Raw genomic sequence first — 22,490 nt, forward strand, 5'->3', positions numbered from 1 at the left:
CATTCGTGCCAACAGTCGATTAAGTTCCAAACAGAATGGCGCACTACACTAGCAGAAGCAGTGGCTCATTGAAAAATAATTGCTCTGCTTCCGCCATTGATACTCCGTGCTTATCGTTCTTACGGTCGTTAATCGTTGTCCCAATCAAAACCGATGATGTTGGTCAAATTAAGCATTTTTGTATATTGTCAACGTATACAAGATGGCGCAACTCATGTCGCTTCATTGCGGCGACGATAGTCGTCGAACAAGGTTGATTGGACGATGACTACAAAGAGAATGGCTTCCCGATATTTGCCGATATTTATATGGACATCGAACTGCGCTATTACAAAGTGGAGTGGTCGTCAGCAAATGAACCGGAACGCTCGTTAAACGCATACCATGCTTGTGCGGCGACTTCAGCGGTGCGGGCCTTTTCCTGCCGCACGCTGTTCTGCTTCATCACGAAGTCGGTTAACAGTTGTTCGGCCACGCCGGAGAGGTTGTCTGTCATCCCCTTTGCTTGGGATACCAGTTCTTCGTTGAGGGTAAGATTGACCGGGCGCTTGCGCGATTGATTGCTTTGCATTGATTTCATGGCTTGCCTCCTGTGCGCAGGGTATGCGCATCAGAAAGATTTGTGAATTGAAAATTTGCCTGCCATGCGAAAGACAAAAGTCATTGCATGCCGAAATCACGCGGCCTTACATCTGACATTTTCAACCGGTTTGCCTGCATGGAACTCACGCTGCCAGCCTCAGTTCGACTTTCTTACCGGCCCGAGTCGCCAATGTGATCAACATGTCCAGGCTGAACTTTTCGAACTTGCCGCGGATCAGGTCGGACACGCGTGATTGGGAGATGCTTAGCGCTTGGGCTGCTTCGGCTTGTGTCCATTGTTTGTCGCGGATCAGGATTTCAAGCTGACACATGAGTTCGGAGCGCATCGCGAGGATGACAGCCTCGTCCGGAGGAAAGCCGAGGTCGAGAAATACGTTTCCACTGGATTGGGTAATTTTGAGTTTTTCTTTTTTCATTTCGAGTTCTCCTTGAGTTGCCTGTAGCGGTTGGCTGCAAGCTCAATATCTTCTTTACGCGTTTGCTGCGTTTTCTTTTGGAATGCGTGCAGCACATAAATTGAATCGGCGAATTTCGCAACATAGATGACACGCCACTCGCCCAGTACATGAACGCGGATTTCATAAGCACCCGCCCCCACCCCCACACTCAACATCGGCTTCCAATCGGCGGGCATCAGTCCGGCTTGAACGCGGAATAGCTGAAAGCCAGCAGCTTGCTTCACTTCACGGGGGAAGGCGGCAAGGTCGTCTTCGCTAGAGCCGATGAACTTGAGTGGTTTCATGGCGTCAATATATTAGTATTTATATAGAAGCGCAAGCGAGGGGGTTCAACACATATCAGTCGTAGCGGCGTTGCGCTTCTACCGCGAGACCCGCCCCGACGCTGCCAAACAAGTCACCTTCCATGCGTCTAGCCATAGGCAAGATTGCAGCAATGCGTTCGCGCAGCATGGGCACGCCACTGGCACCACCGGTAAAAAATATTGTATCCACCGACTCGCTACGCACGCCGGCTTTTGTCAGCAAGGTGCTCAGGGTGTCGCCGATCTTTTCTACCAATTCCGCCGACGCTTGTTCAAACTCGATGCGGGTCAGCGTGTGGCGCATGCCGGGGGCGAGTCTATCCAGATGCAGGGTTGCGCTATCGCCAGCGGACAGGGCGATCTTGGCTTCTTCCACCTGCACCGCCAGCCAGTGGCCGGTGCGGTCGCGGATCAGCTTGAGCAGGCGGTCCATTGCTTCGGGCGCCTGCGTGTCTAAATACAGTTCTTGCAGATCGGCCCAAGTGCGGCGGGTATAGGCCTGGTTGATGGTGTGCCAGGTGGCAAGGTTTAGGTAGTAGCTCGTGGGCATGGTCAAGCCGCGCTTGAGCGGGGTGCCATAACCCAGCAGGGGCATCACGCCTTTCAGGCTCAGTTGACGGTCGAAGTTGGTGCCGCCGATATGCACGCCGCTGTTGGCCAGCAGATCGTTGCGCCTGTCGGCTGCCAGTGCGCGTTGCGGCGAGAGCCGGATCAGGGAGAAGTCGGAGGTGCCGCCGCCGATGTCGGCGATCAGCACCAGTTCCTCGCGGTCGATCTGGCGTTCGTAGTGATAGGCGGCGGCGATGGGCTCGTACTGGAAGCTTACTTCGCTAAAACCCGCAGTGCGGGCTATGGCTTCCAGCGTCGCTTCGGCCTTTTGGTCGGCGGCCGTATCGTCATCCACAAAAAACACCGGCCGGCCAAACACGGCCTGTTCGAAAGTGCGATCCGCCGCCGTTTCGGCGCGGCGCTTGAGTTCGGTGATGAACTGGGTCAGCAATTCCTTGTAGGGCAGTGAGCGCCCATTGATTTCGGTTTTGCCTTCCATCAGGCTGCTGCCCAGCAGGCTTTTCAAGGCGCGCATCAAGCGTCCTTCGTAGCCTTCCAGATATTCCTGGAGGCCGGCCTGGCCGACGCTTACGGTGTTCTCCTCGGCATTGAAAAAAACCACGGAGGGCAGGGTGGGCTTGCCGTTTTCCAGTGCCAGCAGGATAGGCTGGCCGGGACGCAGCCAGCCTACGGTGGAGTTGGACGTACCGAAATCGATGCCGCAGGCGCGGGCGGGAGTTTCAACAGGCATGGTCAGGAGAGAGGTATGAAACCGAACCGATAAAAAATGGAGGGAGATGCTACCGCCCGCGCAGAAAAATGTCGAATGGCAGTTAGAAATGATTGTTCAAAATATGCTCCGAAACAACAGCAGAAGCCGATGATCTGCCCGTCGGCCATTTTATTGCAAAGATGTTTTTATTTATGGGCGCCTCTAAAAATTCAATTTTCTAGACAAGACAAGGCGCGAGTAAAAATTTGAGCGCGGCATATAGTTGATATGTAAGCGATAATTTTTTAGAGTAACGCAGTATTGTGACGAAAATTGGATTTTTAGAGGTGCCCTTATGTTCCACCAGCAATGTCCTGGTGCCAGTATCGTGTGTGGCTTTTACGATATCGCTCCACGCTAATATTTTGCGCATCCATTTTTACGATGATGGCGCCGTCCCGGTCCGAACGCAATGGTTCGCTGTCCACTGCAAGATAGCGTTCGACCACCTCCTTTTTCGGATGACCAAAGCGATTGCGGTAACCCACGGTGAATACAGCATAGCGAGGATGTATGGCCGTTACGAAAGCATTCACCGATGAGGTTTTGCTGCCGTGGTGTGGCACCACCAAGAGTGTGGAGGGGAGCTTTTCTTCATGCTGTTTCAGTAATCGCCATTCGGAATCTTTTTCGATGTCGGCGGCGAGCAACACGCTGTTTTTGCCCGTGCTGATTTTCAACACGCAGCTGCGGTTGTTGTCGCGGATTTTTTCTACTGTATAACTTTCCGCTGTCGGGTGTAGCACTTCAAAGTGTACGCCGTCCCATTCCCATGTTTGCCCATCCATGCAGCGTTGTGTGTTCGAAGTGTGTTGTAACAGGGGATGGTTTGCGGCGAGCGAGGATGAGAGCCATCCTACTGGCATTCCTTGCAAAATAGATAATGCGCCGCCGGTGTGGTCGTTGTCATCATGAGTAAGAATCAGGCCGTCGAGTTGAGAGATGCCCATGCCGCGCAGCGCCGGGATGAGAATGCGGTTGCCACTGTTGGCCTCGCTATTAAAATTGGGACCGGTGTCATATAGCAGTGCATGGTTGTGTGTCTGCGCGGCTACCGCCAAGCCTTGCCCGACATCGAAAATTACCAGGTGTAACGCACCTTCTGGCGGTACTACGGGCAGTACCAGAAACATCGGCAGCAGGGCGATCAGTCCCAGCCAGCGTGCGGGAAATCCGCGCGGCAGCAGCATCCATAGCACACCAAACATGCCAACGACTATGCTCCATGTGGGCGGTGCGTGCTGTGTCCATACCGCATCTGGCAAATTATTCAGCCATTCCAACAGGTTGATACACACGCCCATGACTTGATGTGCCAGCCACAGCGGCCAATCGAAGGGAAGCACCGCGCCCAGCAGGGTGAGCGGCACCACCACGAAGCTGACCAACGGAATGGCAAAAGCATTGGCGATGGGCGACACCAGTGAAATTTGCTGAAACATCGCCAACAGCGGCGGAATCAGCCCGATGCTCATTGCCCATTGAACTCGACCATAGGTTATTAACCAGTGTGGAGGGCGTAAACGGTGCGCAGTCACATAAAAAATCAATGCCACGGCACCGAAAGAGAGCCAGAATCCCGGCGACAGCACCGCCCATGGGTCGAGCAATAACACAACGAGCAAGGCGGCGGCAAGAATTTGCGACGGTGCGACAGTGCGGGAAAGCCACAATATGGAAGCGATCGTCGCCAGCATATAAACCGTGCGTTGCGCCGGTACACCATAACCTGCCAGTAGCGCATAGCCGAGTGCCACCAGCAAACCAATGAGCGCAGCAGCTTTGCGTGCCGGTAGCGCGCGCGTGAGGCGCGCACTGCGTCGCCATAACCAATAGCTTGCAGCAAACGCCAGCCCGGATAGCATGGTGATGTGCAGGCCGGAAATACTCATCAAATGATTAACGCCGGTGCGTGTGAATACCTGCCACTGTGCTGCTGGGATACTGGCCTGGTCACCGATGGCCAGTGCGGTTAACACGCCGACGTAATTATTTTCTGCGACGACACTCACTTCAGCGTTATCGCGAACTACTTTCTCGCTTGCAGCTTGTGGGGTTTGCAGGGGATGAAGCTGATTGGGGAGGGGGTTTAACGTATGCTGGATATGGTCGCGTGCTTTTTCGCGCAGGCTCTGGATAGTGTAATCGGGTGATTTCACTAATGCATCCAGTCGCGAGTTATCGTGCTTTCGATTAATGTAACCGTTGGCGCGCAGGTTGTTTTCCAGCATCCATGCTTCAAAATCAAAATCGTGGGGATTGCTGCTGCCGTGCGGTTGCTTCAAGCGTACTGTGAGCCGCCAACGTTCACCGGCGTGGATGTCAAGAGGTTCTTCCCGTATACCATCGTAACTGGCTAGCAGGATGTGTGGCGGAACAATGGCATTAGGGGTGAGCACTTGTTCAACATCGAAGACAAAACGAAGTCCGTGTTCATGCTGTGCGGGTAGTTTTGCGACCACGCCTATGACTTGAATATCTTTGCCTTGCCATTCGGCAGGTAAAGCATCGGACAGACGTTGCTGCGCAAAAAATGCGGCGTAGAAAAAACCAAGGGAACAGGCAAATGCCGCGAGAAAAACAAGATATGTCTTGCGTTGCACGAAAGTGTTACGCGGTAGTACCCAAGTAACAGCAAATAATAATGTCAGTCCACTCCAGGCGAAGTTGGGAAGCGCTGCCTGTTGTTGCAAAAGCCATACGCCAAATACAAAAAATAAAACGGCATAGCGCATGGCCTGTTTAGTGTCGCCGAATGAATTTGAGCAATTCGAACCAAACTACGCTGCATAGACCGGCAGCACAACTTAGCGCGAGTTGATAGGGGGTGAGAGGCGCGAAGTGGAATATTTCGCGTAAAAAGGGTAAATGCAGGATCAGGAGCAGAAAGGAAAGTGCACCGCCCGTCACCCACCACAGTGCAGGATTGCTGCTATTGAGGGAGCTGAATATGCTGAGTTGCCAGGAACGGTTGACTAAAATCAGCCCAATATTACCGATTACCAGCGTGGAAAAAGTCAGTGCGCGGGCCTCCTCTTCCGTTGCGCCATAATGCAGCGCATAGCCCAGCACTATGAGAGTGGTTAGCAATAGTAACGTACCCTGTATTAGGCTGAGCAGGATGACCTGCTTTCCGAACAACGGCTCCTGTGGGCTGCGCGGTGGACGCTGCATGACATTGCGTTCTGCCGGTTCTGCTTCGAAGGCGATGGAACAGGCCGGGTTGATGATCATTTCCATAAACACGATATGGACCGGAGCGAATACCGTTGGCCAGCCCAATAACAGTGGGATCAGAGATAAGCCGGCGATGGGTATGTGTACCGCAAGAATATAAGCCATCGCTTTGCGCAGGTTATCGAAAATACGGCGCCCGATACGCACGGCGCGCACGATAGAAGCAAAATCATCATCCAGCAATACCAGTGCGGCCGCTTCGCGTGCCACATCGGTGCCACGCCCACCCATAGCGATGCCGATGTGCGCCGCTTTTAACGCGGGAGCGTCGTTTACCCCGTCGCCAGTCATCGCCACTATCTCGCCATTTGCCTTGAGCGCGTTCACCAGCCGCAGTTTTTGCTCCGGAACCATGCGCGCGAAAATATTGCTGTGGCGGATGCGTTCGCGCAATGTTGCATCATCCATTTTTTTAAGTTCAGTACCCGTAATAATGCTGCCGTGCCCACCGGGTAGACAGATTTGTTGAGCAATTGCGGCGGCGGTAGCAGGATAATCGCCGGTTATCATTGCCACGCGGATGCCCGCCGCAGTGCACTCCTTGAGTGCTGCTGCAACGGTAGGGCGGACTGGATCAGCCAACCCGATCAGGCCGATAAATTCGAACTCGAAATCATGCTGGATACCAGGCCATTCATGACCGCGATAACTGGCCTTGGCTACCCCCAATACGCGCATGCCTTGTGTAGCAAGTATGTTTACCCGAGTAGAAAGTATGGATAATTGATGCTCATCCAGATGGCATAGATCGGCCACTGCTTCCGGCGCGCCTTTGGTTGACACTACATACTCATTGCGGTCGTTTGCCTGCCATACGTGCGAGAGCGCGAGTAGTTCCGGCGACAATGAATATTCATGTACCAGCGCCCAATCATGATGTAGATGTTCTGTGTCGGTCAGATAATATTCGCCGAGTGCGTGGATGGCTTTTTCCATTGGGTCAAATGGATCGCTTTTGCTCGCCAGAATACTGAACTCGACCAACTCATGAAATGTCTCGGGTAGTGGCGTGTGCGATGCATCCACTACAAACGATGCATCGCCAACGATTAATTGCTGCACCGTCATTTGATTAAGCGTGAGTGTGCCGGTTTTGTCTACACACAGCACAGTGGTCGAGCCCAGCGTTTCCACCGTGGGCATGCGGCGGGTCAGCACCTGATGGCGAGAAATGCGCCATGCCCCCATCGCCATGAAGACGATCAACACAAATGGATATTCCTCCGGCAAAATTGACATCGCCAGCGTGATGCCAGCCAGAAACCCGTGCAGCCAATCACCACGGCTAAGGCCATAGATTATTACCAATAGCATGCTTAACAGAGCGCCGACAATGGCAAGGTTGCGCACCACCCTGTTGATCTCTTTTTGTAACGGTGTGGTTTCGTTATCCAAGACCTGTAATGCCTTGCCGATTTTGCCGAGCTCGGTGTGCGGCCCGGTTGCCAGTACACGTGCTGTGCCTTGTCCTTGAACCACCAGCGTGCCGGAATACACAAACGGCAAGTCATCGCCGCCGGGCGGATGCAGTGTATGGGCATCAGGTTGGCCGATCTTGCGTACCGGAACTGATTCGCCAGTGAGCATTGATTCATCCGTCGCAAAATCATTGCAGGAAATCAGTGCCGCGTCTGCTGGCACCCGATCACCTTCGGCCAGAACCAGGATATCGTCGCGCACCACTTCACGTCCGGCGATGCGTTGCGCGACACCTTCACGCACCACTAGCGCGCGCGGACTGCTAATGTCGCGCAATGCCTCCAACACCCGTTCCGTCTTGCGTTCCTGATAAATGGTGATCCCCATCACCATGCATACAAAACCCAGCAACATCAGCGCATCACTGATATCGCCCAACAGCAAATAAATCATTCCAGCCACCAACAATAGCAAGAACATAGGTTCGCGCACCACTTCCAGTGCAATCGCCGGGATGTTGCGGCTCCTGCCTGTGGGCAATTCGTTCATACCTTCAACTTCCAGTCGCCGATGTGCTTCGGCATGCGTCAGGCCGCGAATGTCGGTTGGATCGGGTATTTTCGGGCTCATATGTGCAAACTTCCCAAAGAGGGCTGGCATATCAAATATAATCAGGTAATCTACTATCCTGATTTTGTTCAGTAACGATTTTGCCTCATTCAACGAATACCCGTGCCGAAAAAATATTTCAGAAAACTCCTGCCCAGCCATGAAACATTCAAACAAAGCCGTTGGGCGCGTTGGTTTGGCGGCTGGCTACATCATCCCAATCTATGGCATCTTAACCGCCACTCAGTGTCGGGCGGTGTAGCCGTCGGTCTCTTCGCCGGACTGATTCCTGGTCCGTTGCAAATGATAGGCGCAGCTTTACTGGCAGTAATGTTCCGCGTTAATTTGCCGGTAGCTGCGGTCACCACGCTGTACACCAACCCGTTTACCATCGTACCTCTCTATGCGCTGGCATATGAGCTCGGTGTATTTGTTACCGGGCATGTTAATGGCCAGTCGCCCGTCAACCTTTCCCTGCCGGAAATGACGTGGGTTAACTGGCCTGCCGTCATGCTGGATTGGATTGTGTCATTGGGTAAACCCCTCGCTGCAGGCTTGCCGCTTTTGGCGTTAAGTTTTGCTATTGCGGGTTATTTTGGTGTGCGTATGTTGTGGCGTGCGATGGTGATATGGGAATGGCGCAAGCGTGCATCACGGCGGCGCTGATGTTGCGCATGGAAAGCGTGTAGGACACTGAGCTCAGTTTTTTACTGCTTTGTATGGATTTCAGTAAACCGGATTTATCGACTAAATATAAAATATTGCTATGAAAAAATTGAACCAACTGAATTTCGACAACACTTTTTCTCGGCTGCCAGATATTTTTCATAGCCGTCAGAATCCTACGCCTTTGCCCCATCCCTATGTGGTTAGTTTTAATGCTAGTGCTGCCGAATTAATTAATCTGGATGTAACTGAAGTTGAACGCGCGGAGTTCACCGAGTATTTTATCGGCAACCGTTTGCTGTCCGGCAGCGAACCATTATCGATGCTTTACGCTGGGCACCAGTTTGGTTACTTTGTGCCGCAGCTGGGAGATGGACGCGCAATTTTGCTTGGTGAAGTAAAAAATAACGCTGGAGAGTATTGGGATATTCAATTGAAAGGCGCAGGTATCACACCGTTTTCACGCAATGGCGATGGGCGTGCCGTGTTGCGATCAAGTATTCGTGAATACTTGTGTTCAGAAGCGATGCATGGCTTGGGTATTCCGACTTCGCGCGCTTTGTGCATTGTCGGCAGCGATGCAGAGGTGTACCGCGAGACTATCGAAAGTGCCGCCGTTCTTACTCGTTTGTCACCGTCGCATGTGCGTTTCGGGTCGTTTGAGGTGTTCGCCTATAGAGATCAACATGAACCGATCGCCTTGCTCGCTGATTATGTTATCGCAAAGAACTTTCCTGACATTGGCGATGCGCCGGACAAGTACTTGCGTTTTTTGAATGAGGTAATCGCGCGCACCGCAAATCTGATGGCTAAATGGCAAGCTGTCGGTTTTGCACATGGCGTGATGAATACAGACAACATGTCGATCCTTGGGCTGACTTTCGATTATGGTCCGTTCGGTTTCATGGAAACCTACGACCCGGGTTTTATTTGTAATCATTCCGACCATGGTGGGCGCTACGCTTTTGATCAACAGCCGCAAATCGGTCTGTGGAATCTGTCTTGTCTGGCGCAGGCTTTGACGCCTATTATCGAAGTGGAGAAAGCGCAAGAGGCTCTGGAAAATTACGAGCCGACATACTACGCACACTATATCGAATTGATGGGCAAGAAGCTGGGGCTAACCAATGTCAGCAAAGAAGATGCTACTCTCATTACACCATTGCTGGAGATGATGCACGCAAGTCAGCTGGATTACACTAATCTGTTTCGCAATTTAGGTTTGTTCAAATTCGCACCGGATGAGAAGAACAGCGAGTTACGAGATCAATTCATCGATCGACTAGCGTTTGACGCATGGGCCGAAGTTTATCGTGCACGCCTACAGAATGAGCCGGGAACGGATGAGGAGCGGAAGGTACGCATGGATAAGGCCAACCCAAAATATATTCTGCGCAATTCCATGGCGCAAAGTGCCATTGCCATGGCTGAGCGGGAACGCAATTTTTCGGAAGTAGATCGCTTGTTGGCATTGCTTAGCCGACCCTTCGATGAGCAACCAGAGATGGAAGATTATGCCGCACCAGCACCTGATTGGGCGCGCCATGTCGTGGTAAGTTGTTCATCCTGATGAATGTTGCCAGTTCCACATTTGGTTATTACAACACAAAGCCTTAACACGATACTTGGCCGGAATTTAAACTTGGCCGATAGAGTAGGCTGTGTGTGTTGTTTGATAATGAATACCTGCGGCTAAAGTTACTTACACATATGCTACTGGAATGAGAAATTCACCACAAAAGTATTCAAAAAATAAACAGTCAGGTTGTTATGTTAGCTAAGCATAGCGCGTTGAGCGACTGGCTCGACTATCTTGAGACCAAGCATCCCAAAGCCATTGAGTTGGGCCTTGAGCGCGTTGCAAAAGTTAAACAGCAGTTGGGACTCAACCCAACTTTCCCTGTCATTGTTGTCGGCGGCACTAACGGCAAAGGTTCAGTGTGTGCAATGCTCGAAAGCATGTTGCATGCAGCGGGTTATCGCGTTGGTTGTTACACCTCGCCGCATTTGCTGGATTACAACGAGCGTGTCCGCATCGGCCAGCGGCAGGCCAGTGATATGGAGCTGTGCGCAGCATTCGAGCGGGTAGAGCAAGCGCGTACTGCATCTCATTTGCAAAATACTGACTCTCATTTGTGGGGCAAGGATGAATTGTCAGAAGTTTCGTTAACTTATTTCGAGTTTGGCACGCTGGCTGCGATGCAATGTTTTATTGATCAAGCAGTAGAGGTGGCGATACTTGAAGTGGGTCTGGGAGGGCGGCTGGACGCGGTTAATGTGTTTGACCATGATTGTGCGGTGGTTACCAGCATTGACTTGGACCATATGGAGTATCTTGGTGATACGCGTGAAGAAATTGCGTTTGAGAAGGCGGGCATTTTTCGTGTTGGGAAAGTGGCGGTGTTTGGCGATATGGATGTGCCCATTACGATTCGTGCGCAGGCGCAGCATATCGGCGCGCAGCTGTGGTGTCTGAGCGAACAATTCAGTTTTACGGCAGGTGCGCAACAGTGGAATTATCATGGTGTGAATAACACTCGCAGCGCCTTGCCCTATCCTGCTTTGCGTGGAGCATTTCAATTGCACAATGCCAGCGCCGCATTGGCGGCGCTGGATGCGCTTAAGAATAAATTGCCGGTGAGTATGGCGGCGGTGCGGCGCGGCTTGGTCGAGGTCGTATTGCCCGGTCGCTTTCAGATTGTGCCCGGTAGGCCGATGCTGATTTTGGATGTGGCGCACAATCCACAGGCGGCTCGCTCGCTGGCGCAAAATCTGACTGACTTGCCGCCTTGTAAGAAGACTTTTGCAGTGTTCGCCATGCTTAAGGATAAGGATATGGCCAGTGTGGCGCGTGCGCTTAAAGGGCAAGTGGATGTCTGGCTAGTGGCTGGCATAGCCGCGCCGCGCGGAGCAACGACTGCGGAATTATCCAGTGTGTTATATGCCGATGGAGTGAAATGCGCGGTGCTGACGTTCGTCACGGTAACAGATGCGCTTCAGTATGCCTGTAATGAGGCCGTCGAAAATGATAGAATCATAGCATTTGGTTCATTCTACACAGTAGCAGAAGTAATGCGTGCGCAGTCTATGCTGCGCTTGATTTGAACGGAGATACATGATGGCAAAACAACTCATGGATGATGAAATCAGTCTCAAACGTCGAGCAAGACGTCGGTTGATTGGCGCAGGAGCGCTTGCCATTGTGATTGTGGTATTGCTGCCCATGGTGTTGGATAGTGAACCCAAGTTAGTGGGGCAGGATATTGAGTTACGAATTCCAGATAAGGATAAGGTGGGTGAGTTCATGCCCAAGATGGGCGTGCCGTCAGCGCCAGTCTCCTTTCCTGTGGATTCTTCACCGCTTGCTGTCCCTGCTTCAGCAGTGCCCGGCATGCCTGTTGTTAAAAGCCAAGTAGCCGCAGCACCGCAACAAGCTGATAAAAGTAAGCTTGCTCCAGTCAAGGCTGAAACTGCGTCAGTGGAGAATAATCCTATAGAAGATAGGCAACACACGCCACACTCTGGTTTTGTGGTGCAAGTCGGCGCATTTACCAACGCCGACACTGCACACCAATGGCAGAAAAAATTGAGCAAACAAAATATCAAGGCTTACACCGAGAAGATCGGTAACAAGACCCGTGTGCGCGCGGGGCCTTATGCCACGCGTGAAGCTGCAGAAAATGTGAACAAAAAACTGGAGGCGCAAGGCCTGAAGTCGACGGTAAGTTCAGTGTATTAAGCATGACATGGTTTGATTATATTGTCGTTATTATCACCTTATGGTCGGTGTTGCTGGGATGGTGGCGTGGTTTTGTGTATGAGGTACTTTCGCTACTCGGCTGGGTCATAGCGTATGTGGTGGCACGTTGGCAGGCTGTTAATTTTGCAACGTTTATGCCGACAGCGTTGGGAGTGGATGCGATTAAAGTCACGGTTGCTTTTGCTTTGCTGTTTGTGGCTACTTTGATTGTCAGTAGTATTGTGGTATGGATGTTATCGAAATTAATTAAATCGATAGGCCTTGGATGGTTGGATGGCTTATTCGGTAGCATGTTTGGCATGTTACGGGGCACGCTATTAGTGCTGATATTGGTGCTGCTGGCAGGATTAACTGATTTGCCGAAGGAGCCGTTTTGGCGTGAGGCGAAGCTGAGCAAGCCTTTGGAAAGAATGGCTCTGGCAAGTCTGGTCTGGTTGCCAGATAGCGTGGCGCGCCATGTCCATTTCGGATCGAAAAAATGATTATTGGGGTTAAAATATGTGTGGCATTTTAGGCGTTGTTACGCAATCATCGGCCAATCAAATTCTATATGATGGGTTGCTTGTGTTGCAGCATCGCGGGCAGGATGCCGCAGGTATTGCCACCATTGAAGGAAATACCTTTCATCTGCACAAAGGTAATGGCTTGGTACGTGATGTGTTCCGAACGCGTAACATGCGAGCGCTGCGTGGCAATTCGGGCATAGCGCATGTCCGCTATCCTACTGCGGGTTCTGCCATCGATCACAATGAAGCACAGCCATTTTATGTAAATTCGCCATTCGGCATTGTGCTTGGACATAACGGTAACTTGACCAATACCGAGCAATTGCAGCAAGAATTGTTTCTGGAAGATAGGCGTCATGTAAATACCAAGTCCGATTCGGAAGTGTTGCTGAATGTGCTTGCACACGAGTTGCAAGCTAATTCCACAATGCGTTATCGGCTTGATATTAAAAGTATCTTTGCAGCCGTATCTGGAGTGCATCGTCGCTGCCATGGTGCTTACGCAGTGGTGGCAATGATTGCGGGTTATGGTCTGCTGGCGTTCCGAGATGTTTATGGTATCCGGCCACTGGTATTGGGTAGTAATCAAACTGAAAATGGCACGGAATATTTGATTGCTTCGGAAAGCGTCGCGCTGGATACGCTAGGCTTCAAGTTTCTGCGCGATATTGCACCAGGTGAATCGGTATTTATTGAATTTAATGGGAACTTGCACAGTCAGCAATGTGCAGAAAATCCCACACTTAATCCATGCATTTTTGAGTATGTTTATCTGGCGCGTCCGGATTCAGTGATCAATGGGGTTTCGGTATATGAGACACGTTTGAACATGGGTGAAAATCTGGCCGACAAAATTTCTCGTGAATGGCAGCAGCATGATATTGATGTAGTAATTCCTATTCCGGACTCCAGCCGTCCTAGTGCCTTGCAATTGGCTAATCGTTTGGGTATCTCATTCCGTGAAGGTTTTGTGAAAAACCGTTATATTGGACGTACCTTCATTATGCCGGGACAGGCAATGAGGAAAAAGTCTGTGCGTCAGAAGCTAAATCCAATTAGCGTAGAGTTTAAGGATAAAAATGTCTTGTTGGTGGACGATTCCATCGTACGCGGCACCACTAGCCGTGAAATTGTTCAAATGGCGCGTGATGCCGGAGCGCGCAAGGTGTACTTCGCCTCCGCTGCACCCCCGGTACGTTTCCCAAATGTGTATGGGATTGATATGCCGAGTCGCAGGGAGCTGATTGCCACCGGCCGTAGTGATGAGGAAATTTGTCGTGAGATCGGTGCAGACAGATTGGTTTATCAGGATATTGAAGATCTTAAAGCGGCAGTGCGCAAGATGAATCCGAAACTTAAGTACTTTGATGCTTCATGTTTTGATGGAGATTACATAACGGGAGATGTTACATCAGAGTATCTCGATGCAATTGAAGCGGCGCGTGAAAATAGCAAGGTAAGTACGGATGATGATTCCAGCCAGCTTGATCTTGATTTAGTCGCGAACCAATAATGTGAATTTCTGATAAAACTAAAGCGACCAGAAAATGCATGCTACAGAAATAGAAATGCTCCTTGGTACTGGAACCGAGAATTGAATTTGTTTGACAGGGGCCGGTCTTTTAGCATAGAATTCGCGCCCTTGAAAGTTCACTAATTCTTGTTTTAGGAAGTGCTATGAAAACATTTTCAGCTAAGGCTCATGAAGTCCAGCATGACTGGTATTTGGTAGATGCTGCTGACAAAATTTTAGGTCGGTTAGCCAGTCAAATTGCAGCCCGTCTACGCGGTAAACATAAGGCAATATATACACCGCACGTGGATACGGGCGACTTTATCGTCGTGGTCAATGCTGAGAAGCTGCGCGTTACCGGTAACAAGGCGCAAGACAAGGTTTATCATCGTCATACTGGCTATCCTGGCGGACTTTATACCACCAACTTTATTAAGTTGCAGGAACGTCATCCAGACCGCGTGCTGCAAAAAGCGGTTAAAGGTATGCTGCCAAAAGGTCCTTTAGGCTATGCCATGTTGCGTAAGCTTAAGATTTATGGTGGAGCTGAACATCCACATTCGGCACAGCAACCTAAACCTATTGATCTATTGAAAGCTTAATCATGAATGTGACTTACAACTATGGTACCGGTCGTCGTAAGAGCGCAGTAGCTCGAGTATTCATTAAACCAGGCAAGGGTGATATTGTGGTAAACGATAAGCCTCTCGATGTATTTTTTTCGAGAGAAACTGGTCGTATGATAGTACGTCAGCCGCTGGAGCTTGCTGAGATGGTTGATAAATTTGATATTTTGATTACCGTGTGTGGAGGTGGTGAATCTGGCCAAGCTGGAGCGGTTCGTCATGGCATCACTCGTGCTCTGATAGATTTTGACGCGAGTTTGAAACCAATGTTGAGCAAAGCTGGACTTGTTACCCGCGATGCGCGTGAAGTTGAGCGTAAAAAAGTTGGTTTACGCAAGGCGCGCCGTCGCAAGCAATTCTCCAAGCGTTAAGCGTATTTGGAGTGTTTGGAAAAACCGCCTTTGGGCGGTTTTTCATTTTCAGATTTAATTTCGTAAAACAAATAGTTGGCAAACAGCTGAACATTGCATAAGCTGGGATAACGCATTGACATTATTTTGATAAGCTTGAAGAAGTCTGACGCGGTTAAATCTGTCACGTACTGAACGAGTTTAGCACTGTCGATCGCCTTCACAGTGATAATTGCTGCTGAATGATATTTGCAATACATAACGCAACGTTCAATAGGGGAAGGAAGTGATTAAAGTTGGTATCGTTGGAGGTACAGGTTATACGGGAGTCGAGCTGCTAAGGTTGTTAGCGCTACATCCGAAAGTGGAGTTGCGTGCCATTACCTCGCGCGCCGACCAAGGAGTGCCAGTCAGCCAGATGTTCCCCAGCTTGCGCGGCTATGTGGATTTATGTTTTACCCACCAAGACGAAGCACACCTAGATCAATGTGACTTGGTGTTCTTTGCCACACCCAATGGTATTGCCATGCAGCATGCCCGAGCATTGCTTGACGCAGGTGTGCGGATAATAGATTTAGCGGCGGACTTTCGTATTCAAGACGTGGGGGTGTGGGAAAAATGGTATGGAATGAACCACGCTTGCCCTGATCTGGTTCCTGAAGCAATATATGGTCTGCCAGAGAGTAACCGCGAGCAGATTAAACATGCGCGGTTAGTGGCCAATCCGGGTTGCTATCCAACGGCCGTTCAGCTCGGTTTTATTCCGCTGCTGGAAGCGGGGATTGTGGACTGTAACAGCTTGATTGCTGATGTTAAATCGGGTGTGTCCGGTGCGGGACGCAAAGCAGAGGTCAGTATCATGTTTGCCGAAGCGGCGGACAACTTCAAAGCCTACAGCGTATCTGGGCATCGCCACTTACCGGAAATTAGCCAAGGACTCGCGCGAGCGGCACAACAGAAAGTCGATCTTACCTTTGTGCCACATCTGACCCCGATGATACGTGGTATTCATGCCACATTGTATTCGCGTATACAATGTGACGTCGACCTGCAGGCGCTGTATGAGCGGCATTACGCCGATGAGATATTCGTGGATGTAATGCCAGCCGGTAGTCATCCGGAAACGCGTACGGTACGCGGTGCAAATTACTGTCGTATCGCGGTACATCGGCCGCAACAAGGTAATACTGTGGTTGTATTATCAATAATTGACAATCTGGTCAAAGGTGCAGCTGGTCAAGCGGTACAAAATATGAATATTATGTTTGGCCTACCTGAAACAACAGCACTGACTAGCATCCCACTCTTGCCTTAGAATAATTATAGATGGCCTGAATGGACTTAAGCGAGAGGCAATAACCCAACGCACCTGCTTGCGTGCTTGGTAATAGCTTGCATGGCTTCTACACGAGGTTTTGAGCGGGTCAAGCTTCACTTTACTTTCGGCAGTTAATTTTTCAAATTTTAATCATCATGTTATTCCACTTACCCTGGCAGCCTGTCGGACTTAAAGAAAATCGGCTGCATATTTAGCTGAGTGGCGATTATTTCGCAGAATGCTTGGGAAATAGAACAACGATTACCCTGCAAAATCGTTAAGTAGGTAAGCAGGCATTTAGCCGCAAGGTGAAAGCTCGCAAAATCTACACTGGCTCAGCTAAACTTTAGCTACAATTCTTAAAGTCCGACAAGCTGCTAGATCAAGAAGCTCACGAAATTCAGGACAGTTCGAAAAAATCGTTCATTAGAAACCTTTTGATTCATGTTTGAACGATACTATTACTTCATAAAGTACACGGAAAACGTTAGAATCGCGGTCTTTGCAATACTCTTGAGGAAATTCAACCATGTCTATGGCTGACCGCGACGGTTTTATCTGGTATGACGGCAAACTCGTGCCTTGGCGAGATGCCACAACACATGTATTGACGCATACCCTGCACTACGGCATGGGTGTGTTTGAAGGTGTGCGAGCATACAAAACTGCTCAGGGTACGGCAATCTTCCGCCTTAAGGATCATACCGACCGGCTGTTCAATTCAGCCTATATCTTTAAGATGAAGATGCCGTTCGACAAAGAAACTCTGATGGAGGCGCAACGAGAAGTAGTGCGCGCCAATAATCTGGAGTCCTGTTACATCCGGCCCATTGTGTTCTATGGCTCTGAAGCCATGGGTATCGCTGCCACTGCTGTAAGCGTCCATGTCGCCGTTGCGGCTTGGCCATGGGGCGCGTATCTTGGTGTAGATGGAATGGAAAAAGGCATTCGTGTAAAAACTTCCAGTTTCACCCGCCATCACGTAAACATTAATATGTGCCGTTCCAAATCAGTCGGCACCTATACCAACTCCATTCTGGCCCATCAAGAAGTAGCGCATGATGGCTATGATGAGGCGTTGCTACTGGATGTGGATGGTTATGTGGCGGAAGGAGCGGGCGAGAATATCTTTATTGTGAAAAAAGGCAAGCTGTACACACCCGACCTGACTTCCTGTCTGGAAGGCATTACGCGCGACTCCATCATCACACTGGCGGCTGGTCTTGGTTTGCAACTGTTCGAAAAACGCATCACGCGCGATGAAGTATATTGTGCCGACGAAGCCTTCTTTACTGGAACTGCGGCAGAGGTTACACCGATCTGTGAGCTGGATAACCGCACTATAGGCAATGGGTCGCGCGGCCCGATCACAACGCGCCTGCAAGCGCTATTTTTCGATTGTGTCAGTGGAAAAAATCCGCAACATGCCGATTGGTTGGCACACGTTTAAAAGGAATTATATGCAAACCGAACACGCCAAGCTACGCTATATCGAAGTGACCACTGCAGACTTACCACTTTTTTGCCCCATGCCTAATATGAGCTTATGGAATGCACATCCTAGAGTGGCTATTCCCGTAGACAAAGTCGGCGAAGCGCGCTGCCCCTATTGCGGCACACTTTACAAGTTCAAGGGAGAGTTACCTAAAGGACATCATTAAAAATCCCCTTTAGGTGCGGACTCATGGAGTGCGCGATCACATCAAGCACGCACTCCCGCTAACGTTGTTTCGTGACTCTTGATAGAGTCACATGCATATCCTTATCCAATTCATGGAGTAAAACAATGCAAAACATACCTAAGGAAATTTTCAAGGCCTATGATATTCGTGGCATTGTCGGTAAATCACTGACCCAGGAAATTATTGAGATTATTGGCCATGCCATCGGTTCAGAAGCCACAGCACGCGGTCAGCACACGATTGCCATTGGCCGCGACGGTCGTCTATCTGGCGTGGAATTTGCCGCCGCTTTGGCACGAGGCATACAGAAGAGCGGCATCAACGTCATTGATGTTGGGCGTGTGGCCACTCCCATGGTGTATTTTTCAGCTTATCATCTGGAAACGCATTCCGCAGTGATGATTACCGGTAGCCACAACCCCCCTGATTACAATGGACTGAAAATGGTACTGGGAGGCGAGACGCTTTCCGGTGATGCCATACAAGCGTTACGCACACGTATCGAGCAAAATAATCTCAGCCATGGTGCGGGTGTTTATTCGCAATACGATATAAGCCCCGTATACATTGCACGCATCGTTTCCGACATCAAATTGGAACGACCCATGAATATTACGGTCGATTGCGGCAATGGTGTCGCTGGAGATTTTGCCGCCAATTTGTATCGCCAGTTGGGCTGCACAGTCACGGAACTGTTTTGTGAAGTGGATGGCAACTTCCCTAATCATCATCCTGATCCTTCACAACCGGAAAATCTGCAAGACCTGATCCATGCACTCGCCAGTAATGATAGTGAACTGGGTTTGGCCTTCGACGGCGATGGCGACCGCTTGGGTGTAGTCACTAAAAATGGCAATATCATTTTTCCAGACAGGCAGTTAATGCTTTTCGCTGCCGATGTGCTGGCACGCAATCCTGGTGCAGAAATAATTTTTGACGTTAAATCCACGCGAAAGTTGTTTGGCTGGATCACACAACATGGTGGTAAACCCATACTCTGGAAAACCGGCCATTCCTTCATCAAGTCAAAAATGAAGGAATGCGGCGCATTGCTGGCCGGCGAAATGAGTGGCCATGTATTCTTCAAGGAACGATGGTATGGCTTCGATGACGGATTGTATGCGGGGGCCCGTTTGCTTGAATGCTTGAGCAAACAGACAGATGCAAATAGCACGCTGAATGATCTGCCCAATTCAATAAACACACCGGAACTGCAAATTAAGCTAAAGGAGGGTGAGAACTACGCTCTGATTACCCAACTGCAGAAAGATGCCAAATTTACCAATGTAAAAGACATTATCACCATAGACGGTCTGCGTGTGGAATATGCCGACGGCTTTGGCTTAATACGATCCAGTAATACAACGCCAGTGGTCGTATTACGCTTTGAAGCAGATAATGAGGAAGCTTTAATCAGAATTCAACAAGACTTTCGCCACGTACTGCTGAATGCCAATCCAAGTTTACAGCTACCATTCTGATCTGAATGATTGGATGTCCTTTCTCAAAAATAATGGGCACCACAAAAGTCAAACTAAGTGTTGGACAAAGCCGCTACATGGAGAAACGCTATTTGTACTATCTGCGCCCACAATTAAAGGGCGCCTCTAAAAATTCAAGTTTCTAGCGAGTAAAAAAGCAGCGCTTGGAAAAGATGTATAACAACCCAGAACCAAGCAAATGTTATAGCTAAAGGGAAAAAATGCCCGAAGTTACACGTGATCATTTCCTGCGAGCAGCTGCTGACATCAGCGCACATGGCGACAACGACACACTTCCGTTTGATATTGACACACAGTTTACTTCGTATAAGCAGTTTGAGCTTGCAAGCCTAGCGTTTGCTTTCTTCGAGCAGTTGCAAAATGATAATGAACAAAATAGCGCACGAAAAATATCCGCACTTAGTGTGTTTAGCGAACGTCTTCTAGCACCAACTGGGCCGACAGGCTTTCGCGTTGTAACCAAGATTCATCCATTCTGGAACATTTACTTCAACGGCCTCGGTATAGCAATTGCTGAAGCATTAGAAAGTAACCGTGATGGTCGTGCTCATTCATACCGCCTCCTGCTCAACGGCGGTAACGAACTGTTCGATAGAACATCCTCGTGGAAAGTATTCCGTGAAAAAACTGTTACCGATGCCAATGCATCCAGTGATGGAACAATCATAGTTCAAACCGATATTTCAAGTTTCTACGAACACATTTCACATCACCATATTGAGAACTTAATAGACGACTTGTTTCCTGACAATGGACGTATTGGCAATCAGGTGAATGCCCTCCTTAGTAAGTTCTCATCTGGCAGGTCATTTGGCCTTCCAGTCGGAGGACAGTGCTCCCGAATTCTTGCGGAGCTATTCCTCAATTTGGTTGATCATCGAATGACGGGAGCTAGAATTCGATGGCACAGGTATGTCGATGACTATGTACTTATAGCAAGCTCTCATGCGGATGCTTACAAAGCACTTGCTTTTCTTTCGCACACGCTTGCTGATTATGGACTTACGTTGAACAAGACAAAGACTGTAATGCTTACAGCCAAGCATTACTCGGACTATGTAACGGCTCAACTTGGCGGCAATGATGATGAAGCAGGAAAGCTTAGAGAGATTGACCTGCGCTTTGATCCTTACTCAGATACATCAGTCGAAGATTACGAATCACTGAAGCAAACCGTCGAAAGCCTTCAAGTTCATAGACTTCTAAATCGAGAGTTGGAGAAAGCCATCCCCGATACTTTCTTAGTGACGCAGATTGGGAGAACTCTAAGGTTACAGGAGCCTAATATAGCAATTCAACTAGCGTCCGCGCTCCTCAGTCAAGGAAACCTTCACGCTTTCCGGGCATCTTGGTCAGCCATCATGCGAGGAATTGCAAATCTTCGCTCTTCTGAAGAACACAGCAACATCTTTGCCGAACTCGATCAACTTTTAGACCTTATCCCAGAGCATTCCGCACATCTATTGCAGGCAGAAGCAGGTCTTCTTCATTATCTCCGAACGCTGAGGTTCGCGAGGACAACTCAACGCACAGCCTTCGCCCATAATGTTTACAGTAATACTCGTTCAGATACAGTCAGGAGGTCTTGCATTGATTGTTGGCGGCAGTGGAAAGACAGGGATGCTTTCACCTTCCTTCGAAATAGATGGAACGAACTTAGCGCAGAGTGCCAACGCATTGTGTGGCTTTCGGCATCGGTGTTTGGTGATCAAGGTGATGGGTTTAAGCGGCAAATTAAACCAAGCCTAGGTCAATCATGGAGGCTTGGGATTGAGTGCCAAGGTGTCACTAGTTATGCCACTATTTATCAGGAGTGGTGCGATGACGCACAATCCTGTGAATGACCCAAGAACAGTCGCCCGCAACATTCCCGGCGTTTTTGACTCATTATTTCCTCAGTTAACTCCCAGTATCGTCGCTCATTTTAACCGAACAGCGCAGGTTTCACTGTGCGCGCCTATCCCTATTAAGATGGTGCAGGAGAGTAAGCTTCTTAAAGCCATGCTCTTTGAACTTGGTTTCACTGTTGGTGAAAAGCAGCTCGCGGGAAATAAATTTGACTGGGATGATTGCTTGCGGATTGCTATCGCTCGGCAGAAACGTTATTTCGATGCACAAGTACCGAGTGAGCTTACCAAGCTTGACAAACAGGTAGCCGAAATGACTGGCAATAATATTGCAACAATGATTAAGGAATTGGCCGCAGAACGTAAACATCCTATAAGGTCAGCACCTGCTGTTTCGGGTTTTCAATGGATTTCTTCAGGGCACGGTGATTTTGCAATCGGCCCAACCCTTATAGAGGTGAAGTGTAGTAGTGGAAATTTTTCAGCTCCAGACTATCGGCAGATAGTTATGTATTGGCTACTTAGCTTTTCTGCATCAGTAGAAGACAATCGCGCAGAATGGTCTGAAGGTATTTTGTTAAATCCACGTTCAGCAAAGTATGTGGCGTTTGAACTTGACGATTTTTTACGTGTAATAAGTGGCGGGCGTACAAAAGTTGAAATTCTTCAGCTTTTCTCATCAATGGTTGGAACACGCGATGTTAAATAAGGTAATGAAGATTAAGCTCGTCATCATATGGACCTGCGCATATCTTTTGAGGAATCGTT

The 22,490-nt window shown here is 49.6% G+C and carries 21 protein-coding genes; 14 read left to right on the plus strand and 7 right to left on the minus strand.

The genetic code is table 11. From position 1 onward, the window contains the following. Positions 1-328 precede the first annotated feature (328 nt). The 6 genes from MJ769_RS00030 to MJ769_RS00055 all read right to left on the minus strand — a co-directional run bounded on the left by MJ769_RS00030 (position 329) and on the right by MJ769_RS00055 (position 7,973). Complete coding sequence (locus MJ769_RS00030; RefSeq protein ID WP_239233803.1) at positions 329-580, minus strand: type II toxin-antitoxin system CcdA family antitoxin; 252 nt, start codon at positions 578-580, stop codon at positions 329-331. A gap of 145 nt (positions 581-725) precedes the next feature. Continuing rightward, complete coding sequence (locus MJ769_RS00035) at positions 726-1,019, minus strand: helix-turn-helix domain-containing protein (protein ID WP_239233804.1); 294 nt, start codon at positions 1,017-1,019, stop codon at positions 726-728. Continuing rightward, positions 1,016-1,345 (minus strand): type II toxin-antitoxin system RelE/ParE family toxin, encoded by a 330-nt coding sequence (locus MJ769_RS00040; protein ID WP_239233805.1) that lies wholly within the window; start codon positions 1,343-1,345, stop codon positions 1,016-1,018. The genes MJ769_RS00035 and MJ769_RS00040 overlap by 4 nt, the downstream gene beginning before the upstream one ends. Before the next feature lie 55 nt (positions 1,346-1,400). Further along, positions 1,401-2,666, minus strand: coding sequence for an Hsp70 family protein (locus MJ769_RS00045; RefSeq protein WP_239233806.1), 1,266 nt, complete (start codon positions 2,664-2,666; stop codon positions 1,401-1,403). A 314-nt stretch (positions 2,667-2,980) separates the two neighbouring features. Continuing rightward, entirely contained in the window at positions 2,981-5,422 is a 2,442-nt protein-coding gene (locus tag MJ769_RS00050) for a DNA internalization-related competence protein ComEC/Rec2 (RefSeq protein ID WP_239233807.1), read from the minus strand. 7 nt (positions 5,423-5,429) lie between these two features. Further along, on the minus strand, positions 5,430-7,973 hold the full coding sequence (locus MJ769_RS00055; RefSeq protein WP_239233808.1) for a cation-translocating P-type ATPase: 2,544 nt from the start codon (positions 7,971-7,973) through the stop codon (positions 5,430-5,432). Between the two features lie 102 nt (positions 7,974-8,075). Between MJ769_RS00055 and MJ769_RS00060 the strand changes: the two genes are divergently transcribed. The 8 genes from MJ769_RS00060 to rpsI all read left to right on the plus strand — a co-directional run bounded on the left by MJ769_RS00060 (position 8,076) and on the right by rpsI (position 15,394). Further along, positions 8,076-8,618 carry a DUF2062 domain-containing protein gene (locus MJ769_RS00060; RefSeq protein ID WP_239233809.1) on the plus strand — a complete coding sequence of 181 codons (543 nt, stop codon included), beginning with the start codon at positions 8,076-8,078 and terminating at the stop codon, positions 8,616-8,618. Positions 8,619-8,718: 100 nt separating this feature from the next. Next, entirely contained in the window at positions 8,719-10,188 is a 1,470-nt protein-coding gene (locus tag MJ769_RS00065; RefSeq protein ID WP_239233810.1) for a protein adenylyltransferase SelO, read from the plus strand. 200 nt (positions 10,189-10,388) lie between these two features. Beyond that, a complete protein-coding gene (gene folC / locus MJ769_RS00070) occupies positions 10,389-11,723 on the plus strand; it encodes a bifunctional tetrahydrofolate synthase/dihydrofolate synthase (RefSeq protein WP_239233811.1) in 1,335 nt (444 codons plus the stop codon). 10 nt (positions 11,724-11,733) lie between these two features. Continuing rightward, the gene (locus tag MJ769_RS00075) at positions 11,734-12,357 is read left to right on the plus strand and encodes an SPOR domain-containing protein (RefSeq protein WP_239233812.1); all 624 of its coding nucleotides are present in this window, start codon (positions 11,734-11,736) and stop codon (positions 12,355-12,357) included. 2 nt (positions 12,358-12,359) lie between these two features. After that, complete coding sequence (locus MJ769_RS00080) at positions 12,360-12,860, plus strand: CvpA family protein (protein WP_239233813.1); 501 nt, start codon at positions 12,360-12,362, stop codon at positions 12,858-12,860. Positions 12,861-12,876: 16 nt separating this feature from the next. After that, the gene (gene purF, locus MJ769_RS00085) at positions 12,877-14,397 is read left to right on the plus strand and encodes an amidophosphoribosyltransferase (protein ID WP_239233814.1); all 1,521 of its coding nucleotides are present in this window, start codon (positions 12,877-12,879) and stop codon (positions 14,395-14,397) included. Between the two features lie 164 nt (positions 14,398-14,561). Next, on the plus strand, positions 14,562-14,999 hold the full coding sequence (gene rplM / locus MJ769_RS00090) for a 50S ribosomal protein L13 (protein ID WP_239233815.1): 438 nt from the start codon (positions 14,562-14,564) through the stop codon (positions 14,997-14,999). Between the two features lie 2 nt (positions 15,000-15,001). Further along, on the plus strand, positions 15,002-15,394 hold the full coding sequence (gene rpsI / locus MJ769_RS00095) for a 30S ribosomal protein S9 (RefSeq protein WP_239233816.1): 393 nt from the start codon (positions 15,002-15,004) through the stop codon (positions 15,392-15,394). On the opposite strand, the gene MJ769_RS00100 is transcribed toward rpsI, so the two are convergent. Further along, a complete protein-coding gene (locus MJ769_RS00100; protein ID WP_239233817.1) occupies positions 15,391-15,597 on the minus strand; it encodes a hypothetical protein in 207 nt (68 codons plus the stop codon). The two genes, rpsI and MJ769_RS00100, sit on opposite strands and share 4 nt — an antisense overlap. A 62-nt stretch (positions 15,598-15,659) precedes the next feature. Between MJ769_RS00100 and argC the strand changes: the two genes are divergently transcribed. From argC to MJ769_RS00130, 6 genes are all read left to right on the plus strand, one after another. Then, positions 15,660-16,688: an N-acetyl-gamma-glutamyl-phosphate reductase gene (gene argC / locus MJ769_RS00105; protein WP_239233818.1), complete on the plus strand. Its 1,029-nt coding sequence runs from the start codon at positions 15,660-15,662 to the stop codon at positions 16,686-16,688. 532 nt (positions 16,689-17,220) lie between these two features. Further along, a complete protein-coding gene (locus MJ769_RS00110; RefSeq protein WP_239233819.1) occupies positions 17,221-18,141 on the plus strand; it encodes a branched-chain amino acid transaminase in 921 nt (306 codons plus the stop codon). Between the two features lie 10 nt (positions 18,142-18,151). Beyond that, a complete protein-coding gene (locus tag MJ769_RS00115; protein ID WP_239233820.1) occupies positions 18,152-18,352 on the plus strand; it encodes a zinc-finger domain-containing protein in 201 nt (66 codons plus the stop codon). A gap of 125 nt (positions 18,353-18,477) precedes the next feature. Next, positions 18,478-19,854 (plus strand): phosphomannomutase/phosphoglucomutase, encoded by a 1,377-nt coding sequence (locus MJ769_RS00120; RefSeq protein ID WP_239233821.1) that lies wholly within the window; start codon positions 18,478-18,480, stop codon positions 19,852-19,854. Positions 19,855-20,075: 221 nt separating this feature from the next. Next, a complete protein-coding gene (locus MJ769_RS00125; RefSeq protein ID WP_239233822.1) occupies positions 20,076-21,719 on the plus strand; it encodes an RNA-directed DNA polymerase in 1,644 nt (547 codons plus the stop codon). Next, positions 21,697-22,431 (plus strand): hypothetical protein, encoded by a 735-nt coding sequence (locus MJ769_RS00130; RefSeq protein WP_239233823.1) that lies wholly within the window; start codon positions 21,697-21,699, stop codon positions 22,429-22,431. Before MJ769_RS00125 ends, MJ769_RS00130 begins: the two co-directional genes overlap by 23 nt. The last annotated feature ends 59 nt before the right edge of the window (positions 22,432-22,490 follow it).

Source organism: Candidatus Nitrotoga sp. BS (assembly GCF_927797785.1).
Lineage (GTDB): Bacteria > Pseudomonadota > Gammaproteobacteria > Burkholderiales > Gallionellaceae > Nitrotoga.

What these genes read in the sequence shown, in the direction of transcription:
- MJ769_RS00120 (WP_239233821.1), top strand. Translation starts at nt 18,478, where the DNA reads ATGCAAAACATACCTAAGGAAATTTTCAAGGCCTATGATATTCGTGGC.
- MJ769_RS00050 (WP_239233807.1), bottom strand. Translation starts at nt 5,422, where the DNA reads ATGCGCTATGCCGTTTTATTTTTTGTATTTGGCGTATGGCTTTTGCAA.
- MJ769_RS00055 (WP_239233808.1), bottom strand. Translation starts at nt 7,973, where the DNA reads ATGAGCCCGAAAATACCCGATCCAACCGACATTCGCGGCCTGACGCAT.
- MJ769_RS00065 (WP_239233810.1), top strand. Translation starts at nt 8,719, where the DNA reads ATGAAAAAATTGAACCAACTGAATTTCGACAACACTTTTTCTCGGCTG.
- MJ769_RS00075 (WP_239233812.1), top strand. Translation starts at nt 11,734, where the DNA reads ATGATGGCAAAACAACTCATGGATGATGAAATCAGTCTCAAACGTCGA.
- purF (WP_239233814.1), top strand. Translation starts at nt 12,877, where the DNA reads ATGTGTGGCATTTTAGGCGTTGTTACGCAATCATCGGCCAATCAAATT.
- MJ769_RS00115 (WP_239233820.1), top strand. Translation starts at nt 18,152, where the DNA reads ATGCAAACCGAACACGCCAAGCTACGCTATATCGAAGTGACCACTGCA.
- MJ769_RS00125 (WP_239233822.1), top strand. Translation starts at nt 20,076, where the DNA reads ATGCCCGAAGTTACACGTGATCATTTCCTGCGAGCAGCTGCTGACATC.
- rplM (WP_239233815.1), top strand. Translation starts at nt 14,562, where the DNA reads ATGAAAACATTTTCAGCTAAGGCTCATGAAGTCCAGCATGACTGGTAT.
- MJ769_RS00035 (WP_239233804.1), bottom strand. Translation starts at nt 1,019, where the DNA reads ATGAAAAAAGAAAAACTCAAAATTACCCAATCCAGTGGAAACGTATTT.
- MJ769_RS00040 (WP_239233805.1), bottom strand. Translation starts at nt 1,345, where the DNA reads ATGAAACCACTCAAGTTCATCGGCTCTAGCGAAGACGACCTTGCCGCC.
- MJ769_RS00130 (WP_239233823.1), top strand. Translation starts at nt 21,697, where the DNA reads ATGACGCACAATCCTGTGAATGACCCAAGAACAGTCGCCCGCAACATT.
- MJ769_RS00080 (WP_239233813.1), top strand. Translation starts at nt 12,360, where the DNA reads ATGACATGGTTTGATTATATTGTCGTTATTATCACCTTATGGTCGGTG.
- MJ769_RS00110 (WP_239233819.1), top strand. Translation starts at nt 17,221, where the DNA reads ATGTCTATGGCTGACCGCGACGGTTTTATCTGGTATGACGGCAAACTC.
- rpsI (WP_239233816.1), top strand. Translation starts at nt 15,002, where the DNA reads ATGAATGTGACTTACAACTATGGTACCGGTCGTCGTAAGAGCGCAGTA.
- folC (WP_239233811.1), top strand. Translation starts at nt 10,389, where the DNA reads ATGTTAGCTAAGCATAGCGCGTTGAGCGACTGGCTCGACTATCTTGAG.
- MJ769_RS00030 (WP_239233803.1), bottom strand. Translation starts at nt 580, where the DNA reads ATGAAATCAATGCAAAGCAATCAATCGCGCAAGCGCCCGGTCAATCTT.
- MJ769_RS00045 (WP_239233806.1), bottom strand. Translation starts at nt 2,666, where the DNA reads ATGCCTGTTGAAACTCCCGCCCGCGCCTGCGGCATCGATTTCGGTACG.